Here is a 20,566-nt window from a genome sequence, read left to right as displayed (position 1 = left end):
TTAATTGATTATATGATCTATTGATCTGGGCGAGAATTTGCTTGTAAGTGATTGTGTTATAAGAACTATTTTTTTTGTCGGCTGAAAGCATGATCATGTAAATAACGAAAGCATGATCATTAAGTGTTTGAAAGCATGATCAAAAATGCTTAGAACGATGATCATCACAGCATCGAATAAATGATCAATGCAATGATGAAAGCATGATCATCATAATTGCACACCTTATCCACAAGCTGAAGTAAACAAAGACATTTGCCTCTGCTCATCGAGTGCTAATAATTGTCCAATTTAGCGAAACGATGATCAAGGAAACAATCTTGAAATCGTTAAATTGAACGCTTTAACGCCAATCTTGAAAGTCGAGCTTCATGTTTACTATCTTATCCACATTGGGTTATGAGTAAATAGGGTTACGAAAGCATGATCATGAAATGAAGGCGAGTTCGTCCAATTATTGAGTTGTCGGTCAATATTGCGATTTTCACCTCGTTATATTAGCCCAAGTCTTAGTCCATCTGCATTTGTCCGTAAATTGGTGACAAATTTACATGCTTCCGAAGACTCCTACTACTTGATCATTGTTCCGATCTTAGATCAATCGTTTATCAAAAATGTCGATCATGCTTTTAGCAACTCAACGCCTTGATCATTGTTCCTAGATAGGGAAATTATCCTGAAAGCATGATCACCAGATATTCCTTGATCATGGTTCCGAAACGGAACTCGTCTAGCGAATGGTTAGCTCCATATATCTGTCGCCCTTGCCTAATGAAAGTTTCTCGTTTGTTATCACTTTGAAAGTCAAAATTGCACCTACCGTAAATTAGACAGCGATCTTAATCGTTCCGAGTGAATGTCATCTGTGTTTTAGTGCCTACATTTTTACATTGTAAATAAGTGACGCTGTAATACTTTTAATCTGTGCTGGTTTGTGATGTCGTGTAGAGACAAAAATTGACAACAAATTGACCTATTTTTGCTGATTGGCATTAAATAGAATGTCATATTTCTATTTAATGTGATTCGCATCCATAATTGCACGTTCACCTTTTTATTGTTTATTGTTGTAAATGCTGTACAATAATTTTCAGTCACTAATAACGGAATTTGGCAAATGAAACGAGAACATACGATTGAGAATCTCATACAGCTCGCTGAGAAAACCGCTCAGGTTCAAGCTGATCGTATAGAAATTGTGTTGGAAGAGCGTAGCGATGAGCATTTCCCACCAATGTCAAAAGCATTGATGGAAACTCGCTCGGGTTTAACTCGCCGTAAGCTTGATGATGCTATCAGCAAGTTGGAAGAGTCTGGTCACCAATTCACTAAGAACAACGCCAACCATTACTCTATTTCTTTGCAAGAAGCACATATGTTGATGGATGCGGCGGGGATCCCGAAGTTTCATGAACGTAAGAAAAATAACGAAAATAAACCGTGGATCATTAATGTTCAGAACCAGAAGGGTGGTACCGGTAAGTCGATGACTGCGGTTCATCTTGCTGCTTGCTTGGCGCTTAACTTAGACAAGCGTTACCGCATTTGTCTTATCGACTTAGATCCACAGGGTTCACTACGTCTGTTTTTAAATCCACAGATTAGCCTGACTGATCATGACAACATTTACTCAGCTGTCGATATCATGCTTGATAACGTGCCTGAGGGGGTAGAAGTCGACAATGAGTTCTTACACAAAAACGTGTTGTTGCCGACTCAGTACCCTAACTTAAAAACGATTTCGGCGTTCCCTGAAGATGCCATGTTTAACGCGGAAGCGTGGCAGCACCTATCACAAAATCAATCACTGGATATTGTTAGGCTGCTGAAAGAAAAGTTGATTGATAAAATTGCCGACGACTTTGATGTGATCATGATTGATACCGGGCCACATGTGGATCCATTAGTATGGAATGCGATGTACGCGTCGAATGCTCTATTGATCCCATGTGCTGCGAAACGACTAGACTGGGCATCGACAGTTAACTTTTTCCAGCATTTACCGACCGTTTATGAAATGTTCCCAGAAGATTGGCAGGGGCTAGAATTTGTTCGTCTGATGCCGACCATGTTTGAAGATGACAACAAGAAGCAAGTCGCAGTTCTTACCGAGATGAACTATTTACTTGGTGATCAGGTGATGATGGCAACGATTCCGCGTAGCCGCGCATTTGAAACGTGTGCTGATACCTACAGCACAGTTTTCGATCTCACAACCAGTGATTTTGAAGGCGGTAAGAAGACACTAGCGACAGCGCAAGATGCGGTTCAGAAGAGTGCATTAGAACTGGAGCGTGTGCTTCATGGTCATTGGTCATCATTAAATCAGGGGTAAGTAGAAAATGGCAATTAAGACTTCAGATTTGAACGCGAGATTATTTGGTAAAGCGAATAAGCGCCATGTGACGACTCCACAAGAAGCGCAGCAAGCGGCGAAAGAGAAAGCTCAAATCATTGAGTTGTCGGTTGCGGGTGAAGAGAAGGTCGAGTTTGAGTTAGTTCGTATCCCGGCAGAGCAGGTGAGCGAGAAGACCGTTGTTTTCGCAGAAAACGCGCGCGAGCAAGCGTTCTTAAATGAACACGCGCTATCAGATGTATTAGTCACACTTAAAGAACGTGGCCAGCAATATCCTGCTGTTGGGCGCAAGCGCGAAGACGGAAAAATCGAAGTGCTCGATGGTAGTCGTCGTCGCATGTCTTGTATCTTAGCTGGGCAAGAGTTCCTTATTTACGTTGGCGAAAACATCAGTACCGAGCATGCTAAGTTCCTGTCTGACGTTGCGAACGCGCACAAGCCACTTTCCTTGTATGAAAAAGGCAAGGAGATGCTCGCTAAACTGGAAAAAGGTGAAGCAGACGATCAGAAAGCACTGGCAAAAATGTTCCAGTGCAGTGAAGCGTTAGTCAGTGGTGCTCTTAAGGCTGCCGATTTGCCGTTAGAATTGCTGCAAGCTTACCCTAACGTTGCCGAACTTGGTCGTCCGACTATCGTGAAACTGCACAAGCAATTTAATGGTTTGGAGCAGAGCCAACAGAGTAAGTTGCTAGACAAGTGTCGCTCTAAGGACGGTTTTGTATGGCAGAGAAGTCAGTCTCAAGGTGTGGCTCGTATTACCAAAGAGGTGACTGAAACCATTGAAGCTTGGATTGAAGAGCTTGCGCCAAGTAAGAAATCGGCGGTAAGTAAAACCGATCTAGTAAAAGGTCGTGCAAGTTACAGTCGTAAAGGCAGCAACTTAACGCTCAACTTAAAGAAAGTTGATGACGCGTTGATGAAAGAGATTCTGGATCTTGTTGCAAGCAAACTGAATTGATGACAATGTTTGGTCAAATAAAGCCGCCTCTGGGCGGCTTTTTTTATGTCATAATGTCGGCAGATAAACACGATTGAAACAGTACCTATTGCATGAAAACCATACACGACTACTTTTCTCAGCTTCTCGTTATTGCCACTCAGCGTAATCACCGTTTTGGTGTCGTTGTTCGTGGAAGCGATGAGTGGCAACAGCAATGTCTTGTCGAGGTTGCTAGCCAAGTTGATCCATCGGCTATCTATCAATTGGGTGGCGATGCTTCAGTAGAAGTCAGTCGGTTCGCTAAGTTCAATAAGGGTCAGCAGTTGTTGGGGCAAGAGTGCCAACTGCTGATCTGTGATTTTCGTGCTGGCTTTGATGCCAACAGTTTTACCGCCGCAACAGGCTGTGTTCGAGGAGGCGGTCTGATTGTTATCATCACCGCCAAAGAAGACAGAGAGCGTCTTGACCAAATGTGGTTGGCGAACGCATTGGGTGGACTGATTCAGCTCCATCAAGATCAATCGTTGCCCCAACTACCTAGCGCTAAGGTCAGTGATTTCGAGCCTTATCGAGACCAACAACAAGCGATAGAGAAAATTATCAAAGTGGTGGAAGGTCACCGAAAGAGACCATTAGTGATGACCGCTGATCGTGGGCGCGGAAAAAGTAGTGCCCTAGGCATAGCTGCGGCTCAACTGATGCAATCTCGTACTCTACGCATCGTCGTTACCGCGCCAAGTATCGCAACCGTTCAACCTGTTTTTGAGCATGCCAGTCGTTTACTGAATGGCGTCAAGATGGACAACAACCAGCTGTGCTTTCAGCAGTCGATTCTTGAGTTTGTTGCGCCGGATGAGTTATTACGCAACCAAACTGAGCTTGATTGTCTATTGGTTGATGAAGCCTCAGCGATTCCAATTCCTATGCTGCAAAGTATGGTAGAACGATACCATCGAGCTGTCTTTTCAACGACGATTCATGGCTATGAAGGTTGTGGTCGTGGCTTTAGCTTAAAGTTTCAAACTTGGCTTAAACAGCAACGCCCAGGAACGTCCTTTTATCATCTGCAACAGCCTATAAGATGGGCAACTCATGACCCGTTAGAAAAGTGGTTATTTGATAGTTTTCTTCTCAATAGTGAGTTGATGGATATTTCCAGTCATGCTCAAGACCCTATCTTGCAGCGGGTAGACAAGCGTCAACTGATTTCTTCTCCTGAGATTCTTAACAACTGTTTTGCTTTGTTGGTCAACGCTCACTACCAAACTTCACCGAATGACCTGATGTTGTTACTCGCTGACGATGCCATTCACCTTTATACCGCATTCGATGGTGATATCTGCCTTGGATGTATTCTAGCGATTGAAGAGGGTAAGTTGACGAGTGATCTGCTTGAGCAGATTTGTATGGGTAAGCGTCGACCAAAAGGGCATTTGGTTGCGACAACTTTGGCAAACCAGCTTGGCATCACGGAAGCGGCGCAACAATCGAGCTTACGTATCATGCGGATTGCTGTTCATCCTCAAGGTCAAAGAAAAAGGATTGGACAGCAATTGATTCGTCAGTTGATACACAATAGCGACTATGACTTTTACTCCACCAGCTTTGGGGCGACGAGTGAATTGGTTCAATTTTGGCGTCGCTGCGGTTTTGCGTCAGTTCGGCTGGGCAGCCAACGTGATCAAGCGAGTGGAACACACTCTCTTGTGATGGTGAAAGGGAACGTCGATTGGCTTAATAGTGCGAGGACGCAGTTTTTTCATTGCTTCGATTATTCATTGAGTACTCTGTTTGCTCAACTTGAGATTGAACTCGTCCGTAGTTTAATCGCAAATAAAGATGCTTCCGTTGATAAACCTAGCTTCAACCCACTGTTCGAGCGGTATTGCTTAGGCGGGGCAAGTTACGAAAGCGTCGCTCCCCATCTCTATTCTTGGTGGCAAGATACCCCTTCATTGGCAGGCAAAGTCAGCGACTTTTTCATACGCCTCGTGGTGCAACGAAACACTTGGTCATCTTGTATAGCTGAATTTGGTTTTGCTGGTAGGAAGCAGGCAGAGCAAGTTTTTCGTCAGCAGTTAAGTGAGTTACTCACTTAACTCTCTCTACTCGCACTAAATCTACAAAATTTACACTGTAAAAGCGGTTCTGTGTGGAGCCATTTACAGTGTAAACCGCGTTGGTGTTTACACTGTAAATCGAAAACGTTTCAGAGTTTTGCATGTCGTTTTTCAAACGGCAGTGGATAAAATTGTGAAAATTTATCCAACTGTGCAAACTTATGTAATTGATTAATTCTTAAAGATAAAAGTTCTTATATCGTCTCTCTGCATCAAACTCTCACCCAAACTATCTAGTTTTACTTGCTTGCGCATTAATTATTCCTTCCTACACTCATCTTAAGCAACATGGTTAATATCGGCTAGGAATAATAATAAAGTGAAGGTTGAAAACATGGACTGTTTATTACCTGCGTCATTGGACATCTCGACAGTGCTCGATAGCGCCAATGACTATAAGGCTTGGCTTGCTCAAGATACCAATCAACTTCATATCGATGCTTCACAGGTCAATCGCGTTGATGCCGCGGGGTTACAGGCATTGACCGCGTTATTCCTATCCGCTAAATCCCATCAAATCGATATTCGACTAGTAAAACCTACTCCATTACTAATCGAGGGTATGAATACATTAGGACTGCACGATCAGTTTGATATCAATAGTGAAGTTGGAGAACTGCAACATGACTAAAATACTAGCTGTGGATGATTCTGTGTCTATTCGCCAAATGGTCAGTCACACATTACGTGACGCTGGCTATGACGTAGAGACTGCAAACGATGGGCGAGACGCTCTAAGCAAAGTGACTTCAGCGAAATTCGATGTGGTCATTTCGGATGTCAATATGCCAAATATGGGTGGATTTGAGCTGGTTAAAGCGCTACGCGAAAAGCCGCAATACAAGTTTATTCCGATTTTAATGCTGACCACGGAAACCAGCGCCGACAAGAAACAAGAAGGTAAGTCAGCTGGAGCGACAGGTTGGTTAGTAAAACCGTTTAATCCAGACACACTCCTAAAAACATTAAAACGTGTGATTTAAACGACGCTTCTCTCACATAGCAACGTCAATTGGTGAGGTTATTATGGCATTGGACATGGAACAGTTACGCAAGATGTTTTACGAGGAATGTCGTGAAAATCTTGAAGTGCTTGAAGATGTGTTGCTCAATTTGGATCCTACCCATGTAGAAGATGAGTCAATCAATACGATTTTTCGTGCTGCTCACTCAATCAAAGGGGGAGCAGGGACGTTTAATCTACTCGACATCAGCGAATTTACGCATAGCGTCGAGGCTTACCTCGATCTCGTTCGCAATCAACAACGTAGTCTCAGTGCCGAAACGATCGACCTGTTACTGAAGAGCGGTGATTGTATCCACAGCATGCTTGAAGGTCATGAACAGGGGAGTGAAGTGAATGACGCTCTCAAGCAAGAAGTAAGTCTCAAGTTAGTTGCCTTATTGGATGAGAACTCAATAGAGCCTCAGTCATCAAATGCTGGGCTAGCCGAAACGCAAAGCTCACCTTCCAACCAAAGCAACCAGCCTTGGCTAATCGTGTTCACCCCACATCAGGAGATGTTCTTTAGTGGTAACGATCCACTAAGGATTCTTCGTGAGCTGACTGAACTGGATGCGTCTTGTGTGATAGATGTCGACACATCAAAACTTCCTGATATTGAAGCCTTGGAGTCTGAACTTTGCTATCTCTCTTGGCATGCCACTATCAGCGGATTGGTTGAAGAGGATTTAATCCGAGAGATTTTCGAGTGGGTTGAAGATGAGTGTGACTTAACCGTTGAACGCATTGGTAGCAATGAATCGAGTGATGCTAGTGAAGCGTTGTCTGACCTTGTCCAAACAGCACCTCAAGTTGAGGCCGTCGAAAAGAAAACAGAAACTGAAGCGAAATCGACAAAGGCGGCAAAATCAGATTCCAGCGTGAGTTCTATCCGTGTCGACATAGACAAAGTCGACAGCCTGATTAACTTAGTTGGCGAATTGGTGATTACCCAGTCCATGCTCACTGAAATTGGCAATGACTTTACGATTGAGAAATTAGAGAAGCTCAAAACAGGCCTAGATCAACTGCTGCAAAATAGCAAAGACTTGCAAGAAAACGTACTTAATATTCGTATGTTACCGATGAGTTTTGCATTCAGCCGTTTCCCGCGTTTGGTGCGGGATCTATCGAGTCGTCTTGAGAAACAGGTGGATCTACAAATAAAAGGTGAGCAAACCGAACTCGATAAAACCGTACTCGAGCGCATTGTCGATCCATTAGTCCACCTTGTTCGAAATGGTATTGATCATGGAATCGAACAACCATCGACGCGACTTGCAAGCGGAAAGCCGGAGGTCGGTGTCATTGAGTTGAATGCTTACCATCAGGGGGGCTCAATAGTGATTGAGATTAAAGATGATGGTGCAGGGCTGAACTGTGACAAGTTATGGGATAAAGCATTAGAAAAAGGTGTATTGGCTGCGGATTCTCGCCGCGACGAATATTCCGATAAACAGCTGATGAATCTGATTTTTGCGCCGGGTTTTTCAACCGCAGAACAAGTTTCCGATATTTCTGGACGAGGAGTCGGAATGGATGTTGTTCGCCGCAACATTGAGGAGCTCGGCGGACATATCGAGGTTGAATCTAAGCTGGGTGAAGGAAGTTGTTTCACGATTAGTTTACCTCTCACATTAGCCATTCTTGATGGCCAGTTAGTCAAAGTGGCGGGAGAGGTGTATGTGATACCTTTGCTGACGATTGTCGAATCAATTCAAATCGATCCTGCCTGTATTAAGATTGCTTCTGGTGGTATTGAACTCTATCGATTACGCGAAGAAAACATTCCTATTTTACGTCTCCAAGATGAGCTGGAGATGGGGGAGAGTGGAGCACTAGAGCAACGCATTCTCTGCTTTGTAGAGGCCGCTGGAAATCGAGTGGGTTTGTTGCTTGATGAATTGCATGACCAACAGCAAGTGGTGATCAAGAGCCTTGAATCAAACTACAGCAAGGTAGCTGGTATCTCAGGTGCAACGATTTTAGGAGATGGCTCGGTCTCTTTGATTCTCGATATCCAAGGGTTAATCACGAACTTCCTCAATCGTTCTTCCGAAGTCAATCACAACGGTATTGCGGCGTAAGGAGACGATATGGATGCAGTAATCACAGACATGGACCGTTCCGTTGGAATGAATGATGTCGCGAAAAAAAATATTGCTGAACAAGCGGAAGCGCTACTCGACAGCATGGGTGATGAAGTAAGCGAAAGCGCGGATTTTTTGAGTTTCGAACTGGCGCATGAACTGTATGGCGTTGAAATCAAAGATGTTGAAGAGATCCGTGTTTGGGAAAGACCAACGCCTATCCCCAGAGCTCCCAAGTTTGTTCTTGGTGTGATCAACCTACGTGGAATGATTGTTCCTGTTATCGATTTACGCTCTCGCTTCTCGGTTGGCAAATGTGAATATCTACCAACCACAGTCGTGATTGTACTTCGTTACAGTGACAGTGAAAGAGATCGTTTGATGGGGTTGGTGGTTGATGCCGTGAGCGATGTCGTCAGTCGCGGACACAATGAACTCAATCCGGCAGTCGGTGAGTCAATGGTCACGCCCTACCTACAAGGTTTAATCAATGTTGGCGATCAGGTGATGTCACTGCTCAACACGGAAGAGTTACTCAATATTGAACGCATTCTGAGGGCCGAATCATGATCGCGACGCAAGAGTTTCTTAGTTTTGTACTTGAAGGTGAAGAGTACGGCGTACCGATTTTGGATGTGCGAGAAGTTCGCGGTTGGAACCCCGTCAGAGAGGTGCCAAATTCCCCGGCCTACATGAAAGGTGTGCTTGAGATCCGAGGAGAGTATGTGCCGATTGTTGATTTACGAATGCGCTTTGGTTTAACGCCCGCAACAATAGGTGTCACAACGGTTGTGATTGTGCTGAATGATACCCAAAAACACCCACTTGGCATTATTGTCGACGGTGTTTCAGAAGTGTACCCGTTGACTGAAGAACAGATAAAACCATCACCACACGTATCCTCGGATGTTGATCATAGCTATGTCCGTGGCATCGCCTCGGTGAGCAATGGTCATTTAGTACTTATTAATTTAGACGCTTTGTTCGATCCGGCAGAGCTAGCAGTACCCAACCAAGCGGAAGAGAGTTGGGCTTAATGCCAATCTGAATGCGGTTTATTCGTTTTGGTAATACACGTCAGAAGAAGCAACCAGTGAGAGGTAACTCATGGCATTTTGGAATAAACAACCAGGGCCTGCTGCTCAATTCGTAGCACCAACGCAGGACACGCTAACCGACGAGTTCCTGCCTGAAGAAGAGCAAGGAATATCGAAGGAGCAACTACTCTCGGCACTCAATACAGCTCAAACCGCTCTGATGATGATTGATCGTGATTTCAATATCACATATCTCAATCAGAAGTCCATTGATCTGCTCAAGATGCATGAGGCTCTGTTTCAATCGATTTGGCCTAATTTTAAAGCAACCGAAGAGTTCTTACTGGGCTATTGCATAGACTTGTTTCACACCAATCCGAGTCATCAACGACATATGCTATCCAATCCATCTAACTTACCTTACACCACGACCATCACGGTCAAAGACGTTAAGATCGAACTGAACGTAGGGGCGATCATAGATGCAAGCGGTACGTATGTAGGTAACACATTAGAATGGTCTGACGTAACGGAAGCGCTTAAGCAGAAGAATGATATTGCCCGCTTACAAGCCGCGGTGAATCAGGCGCAAACCGCGATGGTCATGATCGACAGAGACCTGTTAATCACTTACGCCAACCAAGAAACCCTTAATCTGTTTAGCAAGCATGAAGCAACCATGCGTTCAGTATGGGCAGGGTTTACGGCCAGTGAAGAGTGGTTAATGGGGCGTTGTATTGACGAGTTCCATCGCAATCCGGCTCACCAAAGACAACTACTGTCTGATCCGAATAACTTGCCGTACAGCACTGACATTAGCATCAAAGATTTAAAGATTGAGTTAAATGTTGCTGCGATTAATGACGCTCAGGGCAACTATATTGGCAATACGCTTGAGTGGCGTGATGTGACTGAAGAGCGAGCTAAAGAAGAGGAGGTTGGTCGATTGGCCTCTGCGGTTGCTGGCATGACAACCAATATTATGATGGCCAACAAAGAGGGCATCATTACCTATCTCAATCCTGCATTACACAATTTACTGCGCAGCCGAGAAAGTGATCTTCAGAAAGTTCTACCGGGATTTGATGCCAGTAATCTGGTTGGAAAGAACATCGACATCTTCCATAAGAATCCAGGCCACCAGCGCAACATCATTACCAATCCTGATCGCCTCCCTTTCTCCTCCAATATTGCGGTCGGCGGATTGGAATTTAACCTCACCTGTATTGCGATGCGAGATGGGCAGGGCAACTACATAGGGCCAGCTTTGCAATGGGTTGACATCACGGAACAGCAAGATGGTCAGCGTCAGGTCGAATCCTTGATTCAAAAAGCCATTGCCGGTGACTTGAGTGAACGTATTGATACCAGCGTTTATAACGGCTTTATGAAAGAGTTGGGCGATGGCATCAATAACTTACTCGATACCATGGTTGTTCCGTTAGGCCAGTGTATCGATGTCATGAGTCAGGTGGCCGAAGGTAATCTCAACACCACTATGCCCGAAGATAACACGGGTGAGTTTGCTCGTCTGTCCAATGCCGTGAACACTTCCATTCTTAACCTACGCAATATGGTTGACAAAATTACTCAGTCATCGGCTCGCGTTGCGACTGCCTCTACGGAGATTGCAGAAGGCAACAATGACTTGAGTCAGCGCGTCGAAGCTCAAGCCTCTAACTTAGAAGAGACAGCGGCGAGTATGGAGCAAATGACCGCAACAGTGCGCCAAAATGCGGATAACGCCAAAGGAGCCAACGAGCTATCGGATGATGCGGCTAAAAAAGCCAGTAAAGGTGGTGAAGTGGTTGGTCAGGCGGTGTCTGCAATGGCCGAGATCAATACCGCGAGTAAGAAAATTGCCGACATCATTGGCGTGATAGATGAGATTGCTTTCCAAACGAACTTATTGGCACTCAATGCCGCCGTGGAAGCCGCTCGTGCTGGTGAACAGGGTCGTGGTTTTGCTGTTGTTGCTGGTGAAGTCCGTAATCTCGCACAGCGCAGTGCGGCGGCGGCGAAAGAGATCAAAGGCCTAATCAAAGACAGTGTTGAAAAAGTCGACGAAGGTTCACGTCTGGTTGATGAATTGGGAGAAACGCTCAATGAGATTGTAGAAGCCGTAGAGAAGGTGACAGAGCTGATTGCACAGATTGCCTCTTCAAGTCAGGAGCAGTCTACGGGTATTGATGAAATCAATCGAGCGATAGCGACAATGGATGAGATGACACAGCAGAATGCGTCATTGGTTGAAGAAACCTCCGCGGCGAGTCAATCACTCAAAGACGAAGGCAAGCAACTGCTGCATCTGATGAACTTCTTTGCGACGGACAACAATGTGACCACCTTTGAATCTAAGTCGTTGGACAAAGTGAGAGACAACAATGTTCGCGAAATTAGAACACCAAAGGTTGCCAATTCTAGCTTCAAGCTTGAAGAGGATGGGGACGAATGGGAAGAGTTCTAGTTCAGGCTGAAAACTCGGTGGCTGATAAGAGTGAGTTTGAACTGACGGATAAAGACTTCAAGTTTATTCAGTGGTTCATGCATAAAAACGTCGGCATCTTCTTTTCAGATCGGAAGAGAACCATGGTTTATGGCCGGATTAGTCGCCAGCTACGGCGACTAGGCCTACGTCGTTTTCGCGATTACCGACCCATGATTGAGCAGGACCCGTCGGAGCAAGCTAACTTCATTAATTGCCTGACAACCAATAAAACGCAGTTCTTTCGCGAGTATCACCACTTTGAGTTTCTTGAAAAGGTACTTGTTAAAGAGTGGCGAGAACAAGGACTGAGCAAACTCAGAATTTGGTCCGCAGGTTGTTCAACCGGAGAGGAGCCGTACAGCTTTGTGGCTTCTCTCCATTGGGCACAGGCGTTCGACCAGTTTGAAGATATCAGACTGACTGCGACGGATTTGGATACCAAAGTATTGCAACATGCGCAGCGTGGAATCTATAGCGATGACGCGATTAAAACGATACCGAGTAAGTATCTTAAACCGAGTTTTGTCCGTGGTACTGGGGCACAGCAGGGCAACATTAAGTGTCGCATTGGATTGCAAAAATACATTCAGTTTCGTCAGTTGAACTTACTGGAGAATTGGGATTTTTCAGAGCCCTTTGATCTGATCTCATGTCGGAATGTGATGATCTATTTCGACAGACAGACCCAAGCAAAATTGATCAAACGTTTTTATCAACAACTCAAACCAAATGGCGTGCTCTTTATTGGTCATTCAGAGAGTGTCCCTGCGAACCTTGATCTGTTTCACCATGTTGGGCACACCATTTACGTAAAAAAATAGGCAATAACAATGATCAGTTCGAGGCTAGTAACACCAAAATATGAAAACAGTCACTTCAATCGCTTTTACCATCCAACCCAAGAAAAGCACATAGTGAAGTTGTTACCAGGAGGGATATATAGCACAAAAGCGCAAGACGAGTTGATCGCGACAGGGCTAGGGTCGTGTGTCGCGGCTTGTATGTGGGATGCCAATCAAGGGATTGGTGGAATGAATCACTTTTTGTTGCCATTTGACAGCAAGTCTCAGCTCAAATCATGGAATCCAGAGGAGGTCGTCTCTACTGCTTCTCGTTATGGGAGCTATGCGATGGAAATGTTGCTTAATGCCATGCTCGCTAGAGGCGCTAAGCGATCTTCCTTGCAGGTGAAGGTCTTCGGAGGGGCGCAAATGTTAGGGCGCAACTCGATGATAGGGGAAAAGAACGTCGCATTTATTCTTAATTACATTCAACAAGAAGGAATGAATGTGACAGCACAAGATCTAGGAGGTCTTGAACCTCGGAAAGTCATTTTTGACCCGATAAGTGGTAGGGCGTGGTTAAAGAGAATTCCGTTTACAGAAGTGCACCTCCTACAGCACCAAGAAGAAAAATATGCCAGTCAGTTGGATAGGGAAAGTCATCGCCCACATGACGATGACGTGGAGCTGTTTTAATGAGAAAAATTAAAGTACTTATTGTTGATGATTCGCCAGTCTTCAGGGCTTTGCTACAACAACTGATCAACTCAGATCCTGATTTAGAAGTGGTTGCCATGGCAGAAGACCCCTTTCAAGCACGAGAGTTGATCAAGCAACATAATCCCGATGTGCTGACACTCGACATCGAAATGCCAAAAATGAATGGTGTCCAGTTCTTAAAAAACTTGATGCGTCTAAGACCGATGCCTGTGGTGATGATTTCCACTCTTACTCAACATGGGGCAGGGCCGACACTGGCGGCATTAGAGCTTGGCGCGGTAGATTATTTCCCTAAACCAGCGGTAGAAAGTACGGCTGATATGGTGAACTATAAAGCGTTGGTTAACGAAAAAATCAAGATGGCGGCGGGAGCGAATGTTGCAACATCGTCAGCACACAATTCGGCCGTTAAGCTCTCGGCCCCTAAGCATAATCACAAAGTAGAAGTGATTGCTATCGGCGCATCAACCGGTGGAACTGAAGCGGTAAAACAAGTGCTATCTACTTTGCCGTCTGGGTTACCCCCGATCATCATTACCCAACATATCAGTGCTATGTTCTCCTCTTCTTTTGCTGAACGTCTCAATGAACATAGTGATATCGAGGTTAAGGAGCTCACCGCGAATCGAGCCCCATTGAGCAATGGCTGCGCCTATCTTGCTCCGGGTGACAAACATATCGTTGTTGTTCGACGTGGTACTCACCTCTACTGTCAGCTCGATGATCGTCCCGCCGTCAACCGACACAAGCCTTCCGTTGATGTCATGTTTGATGCAGTGGCAGAAACGGTAGGCAAAAAAGCCATAGGTGTGATCTTGACGGGGATGGGACAAGATGGAGCCAGAGGCATGCTTCGGATGAAAGAGCAGGGGGCGAAAACCATCGCTCAGGACCAAGCCTCTTCCGTCGTTTGGGGAATGCCTCGTGTCGCGGTAGAAATGGATGCAGCAATGTCAGTGGTTGACCTCAACAGCGTTGCTGAGCAGATATGCCACTACTTATCTAGCGATTCATAGTTTGGGCTTACAACATCAAGGAAGAACGATGAAAACAAAAATAAGCAAAATTAAAACCCGCTACTTCATCGCTGTTGGCTTACAAGTCTTGCTCTTGTCGATTGCTGTGAGTATGTCCTCCTCTATCGCCCATGTTGCTTTGATGGTGTTGGCTGCGGCAATCCCATGGCTGGTCATGCCAAAGCAAATGAATAACAGTGAACCGAGTGCTCAAGCGGTGGCAACGCCAAGCCAAGTGAATACCACACCTAAGGAAGTCTATCCGCTACTTACGGTGCTTTCTCAGCAACTAAAAGAGCCTTTAGATCATCAGAGAAGTGTGGTGGATGAGTCAGTGGAGACTCTCAACGAAAGCTACTTTGAACTACAAAAACTTGCGGAGGGGCAAAATCAGATCACCGCTGAATTGGTCGACAATCTGCTTGGCAGCCGTGATAGCGATAGCGACATTAGTCAGGTACTGCCTAAAACTGAGGCAATCATTCGTCAGTTTGTCGATACTCTTGTGGATGTCTCAGAGAAAAGTATCTCGGCGGTACATAGTATTCATGATATGTCGGATAAATTGGACGCCGTATTCCGCTTGCTGGAGCAAGTGAGAGGTCTGTCTGAGCAGACAAATTTGTTGGCGTTAAACGCAGCAATAGAAGCAGCTCGGGCTGGTGACGCTGGACGCGGATTCGCTGTTGTGGCTCAGGAGGTACGCAACTTATCGGTGAAAGCAGAAGAATTAAATACCCAGATTGAAGCTGAGATCAGTGTGGCTCAACAAACGGTTAAAGAGGCGAACAAAACCGTTGGTGAAATGGCCTCTATTGATATGACCGAGGCCATTGAGTCGAAGGAAAAAGTCGATGACATGTTGCGAGGCGTACAGCAGGTAAATATATCTGTAGAGCAGGAGGTACAGAAAATCCGTTCCAGTGGCGAGCTGTTGCACGCCCAAGTTGATAACGGAATTCGTGCTTTACAGTTTGCCGATATCATTGTCCAGCAAGGTGATTACGCCAAGCAAACCGTGGGCTATCTACAGCAGTTTGCTGAGCTCTGCCAACAGTGGACAACAAATGGTATCGATTTTAATGAATTCACATTGGCGTTAGTCGAATTACAGGAGCAAGTTGACAATCGTGGTGCTCCAGCGGCTTCTCAAGAAAGCATTGACGAAGGAGAGGTTGAACTGTTCTGAACTCTTGAGTTGTCTAACTATTTCACAAGGAGATAAACATGTCAGTTGAAGCACAGGTAGACGCTGCGGCGAAACATATAACAATACTGATTGAGGGCGCTTTTGGGTTCAATTTGGTGCAGGACTTTAGGCGCTGTTATAACGACCGACAAGAGTTTCGTTTTACGATAGACCTAAGAAAAGTTGATTATATCGATAGTGCTGGATTAGGCATGTTGCTCAATATGCATAATTATTTAGGCCAAGACGATGGCATGATTAAAATAACCAACACCTTGCCACAAGTTAGAAAGATTTTGACCATTTCTCGATTCGACAAGAAGTTTGTCATCGAATGAAAAGCTGAGGAGGTCGTATGCATGTAATGATTGTTGATGATCATGCTACGAACAGAGAGCTATGCCGCTTTATGCTTAGCGATCTCTCTGACGTTGTAAGCACATTTGAAAATGGCGAAGGCGTGGTTCAGGCGATGTTGGAAATGGATGACTTGCCTGATGTCATCTTGCTTGACGTGATGATGCCTGTCAAAGATGGCATCACGACTGCAAGCGAGATTCGGCAGGCTTTTCCTGATGTCCATATACCGATCATTTTCCTCACAGTATTAGACGATCATGCATCTTTTGAACGTTGCCTGAAATATGGCGATGATTTTATTCTCAAGCCCGTCGAACGGAGTGTTTTGCTGGCAAAAGTTCAAGCGCACTATCGCATTGTTAAGATGCATAATGAAGTAATGGAACAGCGCGATGAACTCAGCCAGTTCCATGAACAGGTGCGATATGATTACGCGATCGCTGAGTCCATTTTCTCTAATCTGATGATAGAGATGAGTTCTCAGGTAAAAAGTATCTTTGGCATTAATTACCTCTCAACCCCATCTACCGTATTTAACGGTGACTTAATCGTTGTGGCAAATCGTCCTCATGGGGGTGTTTATGTCATGATCGCTGATGCGACTGGCCATGGCTTACCTGCCGCAATCTCTGCCATACCAGCTACACGTGCATTCTTTTCCATGGCATCAAAGGGGCTTTCTTTAGGAGAGATTGCTCGGGAGATTAATGAAGTTTTAGTCCGTTTCTTACCTATGGGCATGATGTTGGCGGCAAGTATTTTTGAGGTACGAGCCAATGGGTTTGAAGTCTCTTGGTGGGGGGGAGGGCTTCCTGATGGTTACTTGATTGAGCGAGATGGCTCAATCGTCCGTCGACTGACTTCCACTCACATGCCATTGGGGGTTCTACAACCTCATGAGTTTGAATCGGACTTGGTGCATTTCAAATTGGAACCAGACCAACAGATCATCTGCTATACCGACGGTGTTATCGAAGCGATGAATGAGGAAGGTGAACAATTTGGTCAGCAGCGTTTAGAGAAGGCTTTTTTGTCAAATCGAGCCATTATCCCAACCTTGTATGATTCCGTTCGTCAGTTTGCGAACAAGCCTGTTGGGGATGACTTATCCATTCTTGCCATGCGGTTTCCTATCTCCAACGGCAATGTTCAAGAACCACCGCCAAATAGCACGACGATCAATCAGATTCCCAGCCAATCTAAGCTGCGCTTAGATGGAGAAGTATTGCGCAATGTTTCCGTGATGATTGAAGTGCGTAAGTTCGTGGCAGGCATACTGCATGGTGGAGTGCATTTGGACTTGGTATGTTCTGTGCTCTCAGAGCTGTTTGCCAACGCGATTGAGCACGGGTTGTTAAGACTTGATTCTGCGATAAAAGAAGAGCCTGATGGTTTTTTCTTGTTCTATCAACTGCGAGAGGAAAAGCTAAAAGAGTTGGAAGACAGTGCTTGGACAGAACTCAGCATCAATTTTTTACCTAAAGAAGAAAAGTTGATCATGGAACTTGAGCATAATGGAGAAGGGTTTGATTATCAGAAAAATTATGGTTCAAGTCAGGAAAAACAGCCGCTCACCCACGGACGCGGTATCGTTCTTGCTTCGGAATTGTGTGATTCACTAGAGTATTCAAAGCAGGGGCGCAGTGTCACCGCAGTATATTCGTTAAAATCGGCTCATCACTTTCCGAGCTCTAGCTAACGTTATTTACAGTGTAAAAACATCATCTAGTGATATATGCCTGAAATTGTCACTATTTTGATACAGTGATGAGGATTAATTTTATACACTCGGCCTAGAAGGAACTTAAAGGCAGAATGGCATGTGGGATAAGTTTGTTGCTTTTTCTGATGATAACAAACAAGTTATCGCGAAGTTGTTACCCGATATCACGGTTGATAAGAATTTTGACAGTCGCGGTTTGAGTGAAGCGTTGTCAGCAATTGGCGCTGGAGACTTATTTGTGCTTGAAGACGAAGTCACTCGTTTTATTCATTGCGCAAAAGAGATGAAAAGCGAAGCCTATGTTGGCATCACGGTTGCTGAGGTACGCAATGCTTGTGTCGAAGTCGTTCTTTCTGATCATGACATGCTTGCTAGTATGGTTGTCACTGGTGCCTATCGTGGGCAACCACTCAGAGGCCCACAAATCGTTCACGCTTTGGCTCAAATGCATGTGACTAAAGGGATCAATAAGCTCGCCTTGAAAAAAGTACTGGTCATGAGCCATCAGTTGAAACCTGGAGAGACGTTCACTCAAGCCGTCGCACAAGGCAAGCAACCTAAACAGGGTGTAGACGCCAAATTTGTTCCTTTGGTCAAAGATCCCACCAAACAAGTTCTCGCGCCTAAAGAATCTTCCGTTGATGGTAAAGTCGATATGCTTAATTTGGGCGAGACGATCAATGTTTCACAAAATGACCCTTTAATGAAACGGGTTCCTGCTACTAAGGGGTTGCCTGGGATGACGGTGCTTGGCAAAGTCATTCCACCTAAGCCGGGTAAAGATGCGGTGTTTAAGGTCGGCAAGGGCACGATGATCTCCCCTGATAATCCCAATCTGTTAATTGCCTCCGTTTCGGGCATGCCGATTCTCAAAGAGCGTGGTGTTGAGGTTGAAGATGCACTATGCCTCCCTACCATTGGTGTGGCGACGGGGCATGTTAAATTCAAGGGCAATGTTGTCGTCCTCGGCAATGTCGAGTCAGATATGGTCGTGAGGGCGACGGGGAATCTCACGGTTGGTGGCTTTATTGAATCAGCCGATATCCAAGTTCAAGGTGATATCGAAGTGGCTAAAGGGATCATTGGCCATAACGTTTCTGAAGGTGAGAAGAAAAGCTGTATCGTAAAATCGGGTGGTTCTATTACCGCCAACTATGCGCAGTTCGCCGAACTACAGGCTGCAAATGACATTCACCTTAGTGTCCACTGTATGGGTAATGAAGTTCGCTGTGGACACAATCTCGTGGTTTGTGACGCCAACGAAAAGCAGGGCACTTTAAGTGGTGGCTCTGCTAAAGTGGGTGGCAAGGTGACGTGCGTAAATCTCGGTGTAGAAGGCGATACCGCTACCTACGTGCATGTTTTTGCTCGCTTTCAAATGTATAAAGAGCGTCAAGCTAAGCTCAAAGAACAATATACTCAAGCTCAAGAAGGGACTATGGGTATTATCCGCAAAGAGCTGGAATTCAAAAAAACGCCCAAGTCAGAGCGTACTCCCGAACAAGAACAGAAGTTAGAGGCAGACAAGCAGGAAGCCAATGCTCATCTCGAGAAGGTGAAACATGCTCGAGACACTAATGATCAAGAGTTAGAAGTCGCGTTGGCTGAGTGTACCTTAGAGGCTAAGAACAAAGTGTTTACTCACGTAACGGTTCAGTTTGGTGATGAAAAGGTGATCACCAAACGCGTCCGAGGCGCGAGTATTTTTAGTTTCAATCAATATGAAATCAAACGTTCATCGATGTTTGAGGAAGAAGACCTAGAGCAAGACGATTGATTCTTTAGACTTAGACGCTATTAATCATAATCAATGATGCTATCGCCCATATGGTTTGCCGATATACTTTAGTTGGACTTAAATGGGATGACACATGTCTAATTCAATCAATCTGATTGTGGCTTTGATCGCTTTTGCTGCGAACTCGTTTTTTTGTCGTTTTGCTCTGGCTGAAGAGGCGATAGATCCGGGGTCTTTTACCTTCATCCGATTGCTATCTGGTGCGATTACTTTAGCGGTGATTTTGATGATACGCCGCGAACTCAAGAGCCGGTTTTTGACCAGTAAGGTCAGTTGGGCGGGGGGGATTGCACTGTTCGGCTACGCGGTAAGTTTCTCATTTGCGTATACGCAGCTTAGTACCGGAACTGGGGCATTGATTCTGTTTGGTATGGTTCAGCTCGCGTTAGTGGTGTTTCATGTGCTTTCCGGGTATCGCTTGAACCGAATCGAAATCTTAGGCATTGCCGTGGCGATTGGGGGCTTTGTTACTTTGATGCTACCCTCTGCCCAAACGCCTAGTTTGTCGGCCGCGATCTTGATGATGTTGTCCGGTATTTGTTGGGCTGCTTTTACGTTATTGGGACGCACGGCGGCGGCACCTTCACTCTCAATTACGCATGGTTTTGTACTGGCGAGCGTCATTGCTTTAGTGCTGAGTCCATGGCTTGTTCATACCGCAACCCTCACGCTGAGCGGGGTGGGATGGGCCTTGTTGTCGGGAATTTTCGCATCTGGATTTGGTTATATTCTTTGGTATCGAGTAGTGAAACAGATATCGATGTTGCAGGCCTCTGTCGCTCAACTTAGTGTGCCCGTTATTGCGTTTGCAGCGGGTAGTATTGGCCTTGGCGAGACGATTACAACGAGTTCCGTAATCGCAGCGTTACTTGTGTTAAGTGGTATTGCGGTGATTTTTGTTGCAAAAGAAAACGCTGACCCAGAGTGAGATGATCTGGATCAGC

The 20,566-nt window shown here is 45.3% G+C and carries 17 protein-coding genes; all 17 read left to right on the top strand.

All coding sequences use genetic code 11. The features are described from left to right. The first annotated feature begins 1,117 nt into the window (after window positions 1–1,117). A complete protein-coding gene (locus DA100_RS16100; protein WP_138973062.1) occupies window positions 1,118–2,335 on the top strand; it encodes a ParA family protein in 1,218 nt (405 codons plus the stop codon). Between the two features lie 7 nt (window positions 2,336–2,342). Then, a complete protein-coding gene (locus DA100_RS16095) occupies window positions 2,343–3,314 on the top strand; it encodes a ParB/RepB/Spo0J family partition protein (RefSeq protein WP_138973061.1) in 972 nt (323 codons plus the stop codon). 92 nt (window positions 3,315–3,406) lie between these two features. Then, the gene (locus tag DA100_RS16090; protein WP_138973060.1) at window positions 3,407–5,395 is read left to right on the top strand and encodes a GNAT family N-acetyltransferase; all 1,989 of its coding nucleotides are present in this window, start codon (window positions 3,407–3,409) and stop codon (window positions 5,393–5,395) included. Window positions 5,396–5,750: 355 nt separating this feature from the next. Next, a complete protein-coding gene (locus DA100_RS16085; protein WP_138973059.1) occupies window positions 5,751–6,047 on the top strand; it encodes an STAS domain-containing protein in 297 nt (98 codons plus the stop codon). Continuing rightward, window positions 6,040–6,399: a response regulator gene (locus DA100_RS16080; protein ID WP_138973058.1), complete on the top strand. Its 360-nt coding sequence runs from the start codon at window positions 6,040–6,042 to the stop codon at window positions 6,397–6,399. Before DA100_RS16085 ends, DA100_RS16080 begins: the two co-directional genes overlap by 8 nt. 43 nt (window positions 6,400–6,442) lie before the next feature. Continuing rightward, a complete protein-coding gene (locus DA100_RS16075) occupies window positions 6,443–8,506 on the top strand; it encodes a chemotaxis protein CheA (protein WP_138973057.1) in 2,064 nt (687 codons plus the stop codon). A gap of 30 nt (window positions 8,507–8,536) precedes the next feature. Then, window positions 8,537–9,079: a chemotaxis protein CheW gene (locus tag DA100_RS16070; RefSeq protein ID WP_240800946.1), complete on the top strand. Its 543-nt coding sequence runs from the start codon at window positions 8,537–8,539 to the stop codon at window positions 9,077–9,079. Beyond that, window positions 9,076–9,546 carry a chemotaxis protein CheW gene (locus DA100_RS16065; protein WP_138973055.1) on the top strand — a complete coding sequence of 157 codons (471 nt, stop codon included), beginning with the start codon at window positions 9,076–9,078 and terminating at the stop codon, window positions 9,544–9,546. Before DA100_RS16070 ends, DA100_RS16065 begins: the two co-directional genes overlap by 4 nt. Before the next feature lie 70 nt (window positions 9,547–9,616). Then, window positions 9,617–12,013 carry an aerotaxis transducer Aer2 gene (gene aer2 / locus DA100_RS16060; protein WP_138973054.1) on the top strand — a complete coding sequence of 799 codons (2,397 nt, stop codon included), beginning with the start codon at window positions 9,617–9,619 and terminating at the stop codon, window positions 12,011–12,013. Next, a complete protein-coding gene (locus tag DA100_RS16055) occupies window positions 11,998–12,855 on the top strand; it encodes a protein-glutamate O-methyltransferase CheR (RefSeq protein ID WP_138973053.1) in 858 nt (285 codons plus the stop codon). The genes aer2 and DA100_RS16055 overlap by 16 nt, the downstream gene beginning before the upstream one ends. 9 nt (window positions 12,856–12,864) lie before the next feature. Continuing rightward, the gene (locus DA100_RS16050) at window positions 12,865–13,512 is read left to right on the top strand and encodes a chemotaxis protein CheD (RefSeq protein WP_138973052.1); all 648 of its coding nucleotides are present in this window, start codon (window positions 12,865–12,867) and stop codon (window positions 13,510–13,512) included. Then, complete coding sequence (locus DA100_RS16045) at window positions 13,512–14,552, top strand: chemotaxis response regulator protein-glutamate methylesterase (RefSeq protein WP_138973051.1); 1,041 nt, start codon at window positions 13,512–13,514, stop codon at window positions 14,550–14,552. Before DA100_RS16050 ends, DA100_RS16045 begins: the two co-directional genes overlap by 1 nt. Window positions 14,553–14,580: 28 nt before the next feature. After that, a complete protein-coding gene (locus tag DA100_RS16040) occupies window positions 14,581–15,741 on the top strand; it encodes a methyl-accepting chemotaxis protein (protein WP_138973050.1) in 1,161 nt (386 codons plus the stop codon). Between the two features lie 38 nt (window positions 15,742–15,779). Further along, window positions 15,780–16,079, top strand: a complete 300-nt coding sequence (locus tag DA100_RS16035; RefSeq protein WP_138973049.1) for an STAS domain-containing protein — start codon at window positions 15,780–15,782, stop codon at window positions 16,077–16,079. 17 nt (window positions 16,080–16,096) lie between these two features. Beyond that, window positions 16,097–17,800, top strand: coding sequence for a SpoIIE family protein phosphatase (locus DA100_RS16030; RefSeq protein ID WP_138973048.1), 1,704 nt, complete (start codon window positions 16,097–16,099; stop codon window positions 17,798–17,800). 121 nt (window positions 17,801–17,921) lie between these two features. Beyond that, window positions 17,922–19,601, top strand: a complete 1,680-nt coding sequence (locus tag DA100_RS16025; RefSeq protein WP_138973047.1) for a FapA family protein — start codon at window positions 17,922–17,924, stop codon at window positions 19,599–19,601. 94 nt (window positions 19,602–19,695) lie between these two features. After that, window positions 19,696–20,550 carry a DMT family transporter gene (locus tag DA100_RS16020; protein ID WP_138973046.1) on the top strand — a complete coding sequence of 285 codons (855 nt, stop codon included), beginning with the start codon at window positions 19,696–19,698 and terminating at the stop codon, window positions 20,548–20,550. Window positions 20,551–20,566 lie beyond the last annotated feature (16 nt).

Origin of the sequence: Vibrio sp. Hep-1b-8 (genome assembly GCF_006124995.1) — a bacterium.
GTDB lineage: Bacteria > Pseudomonadota > Gammaproteobacteria > Enterobacterales > Vibrionaceae > Vibrio.
Note: the sequence above shows the minus strand (reverse complement) of the source record. Positions and strands in the feature narration are given on the sequence as shown.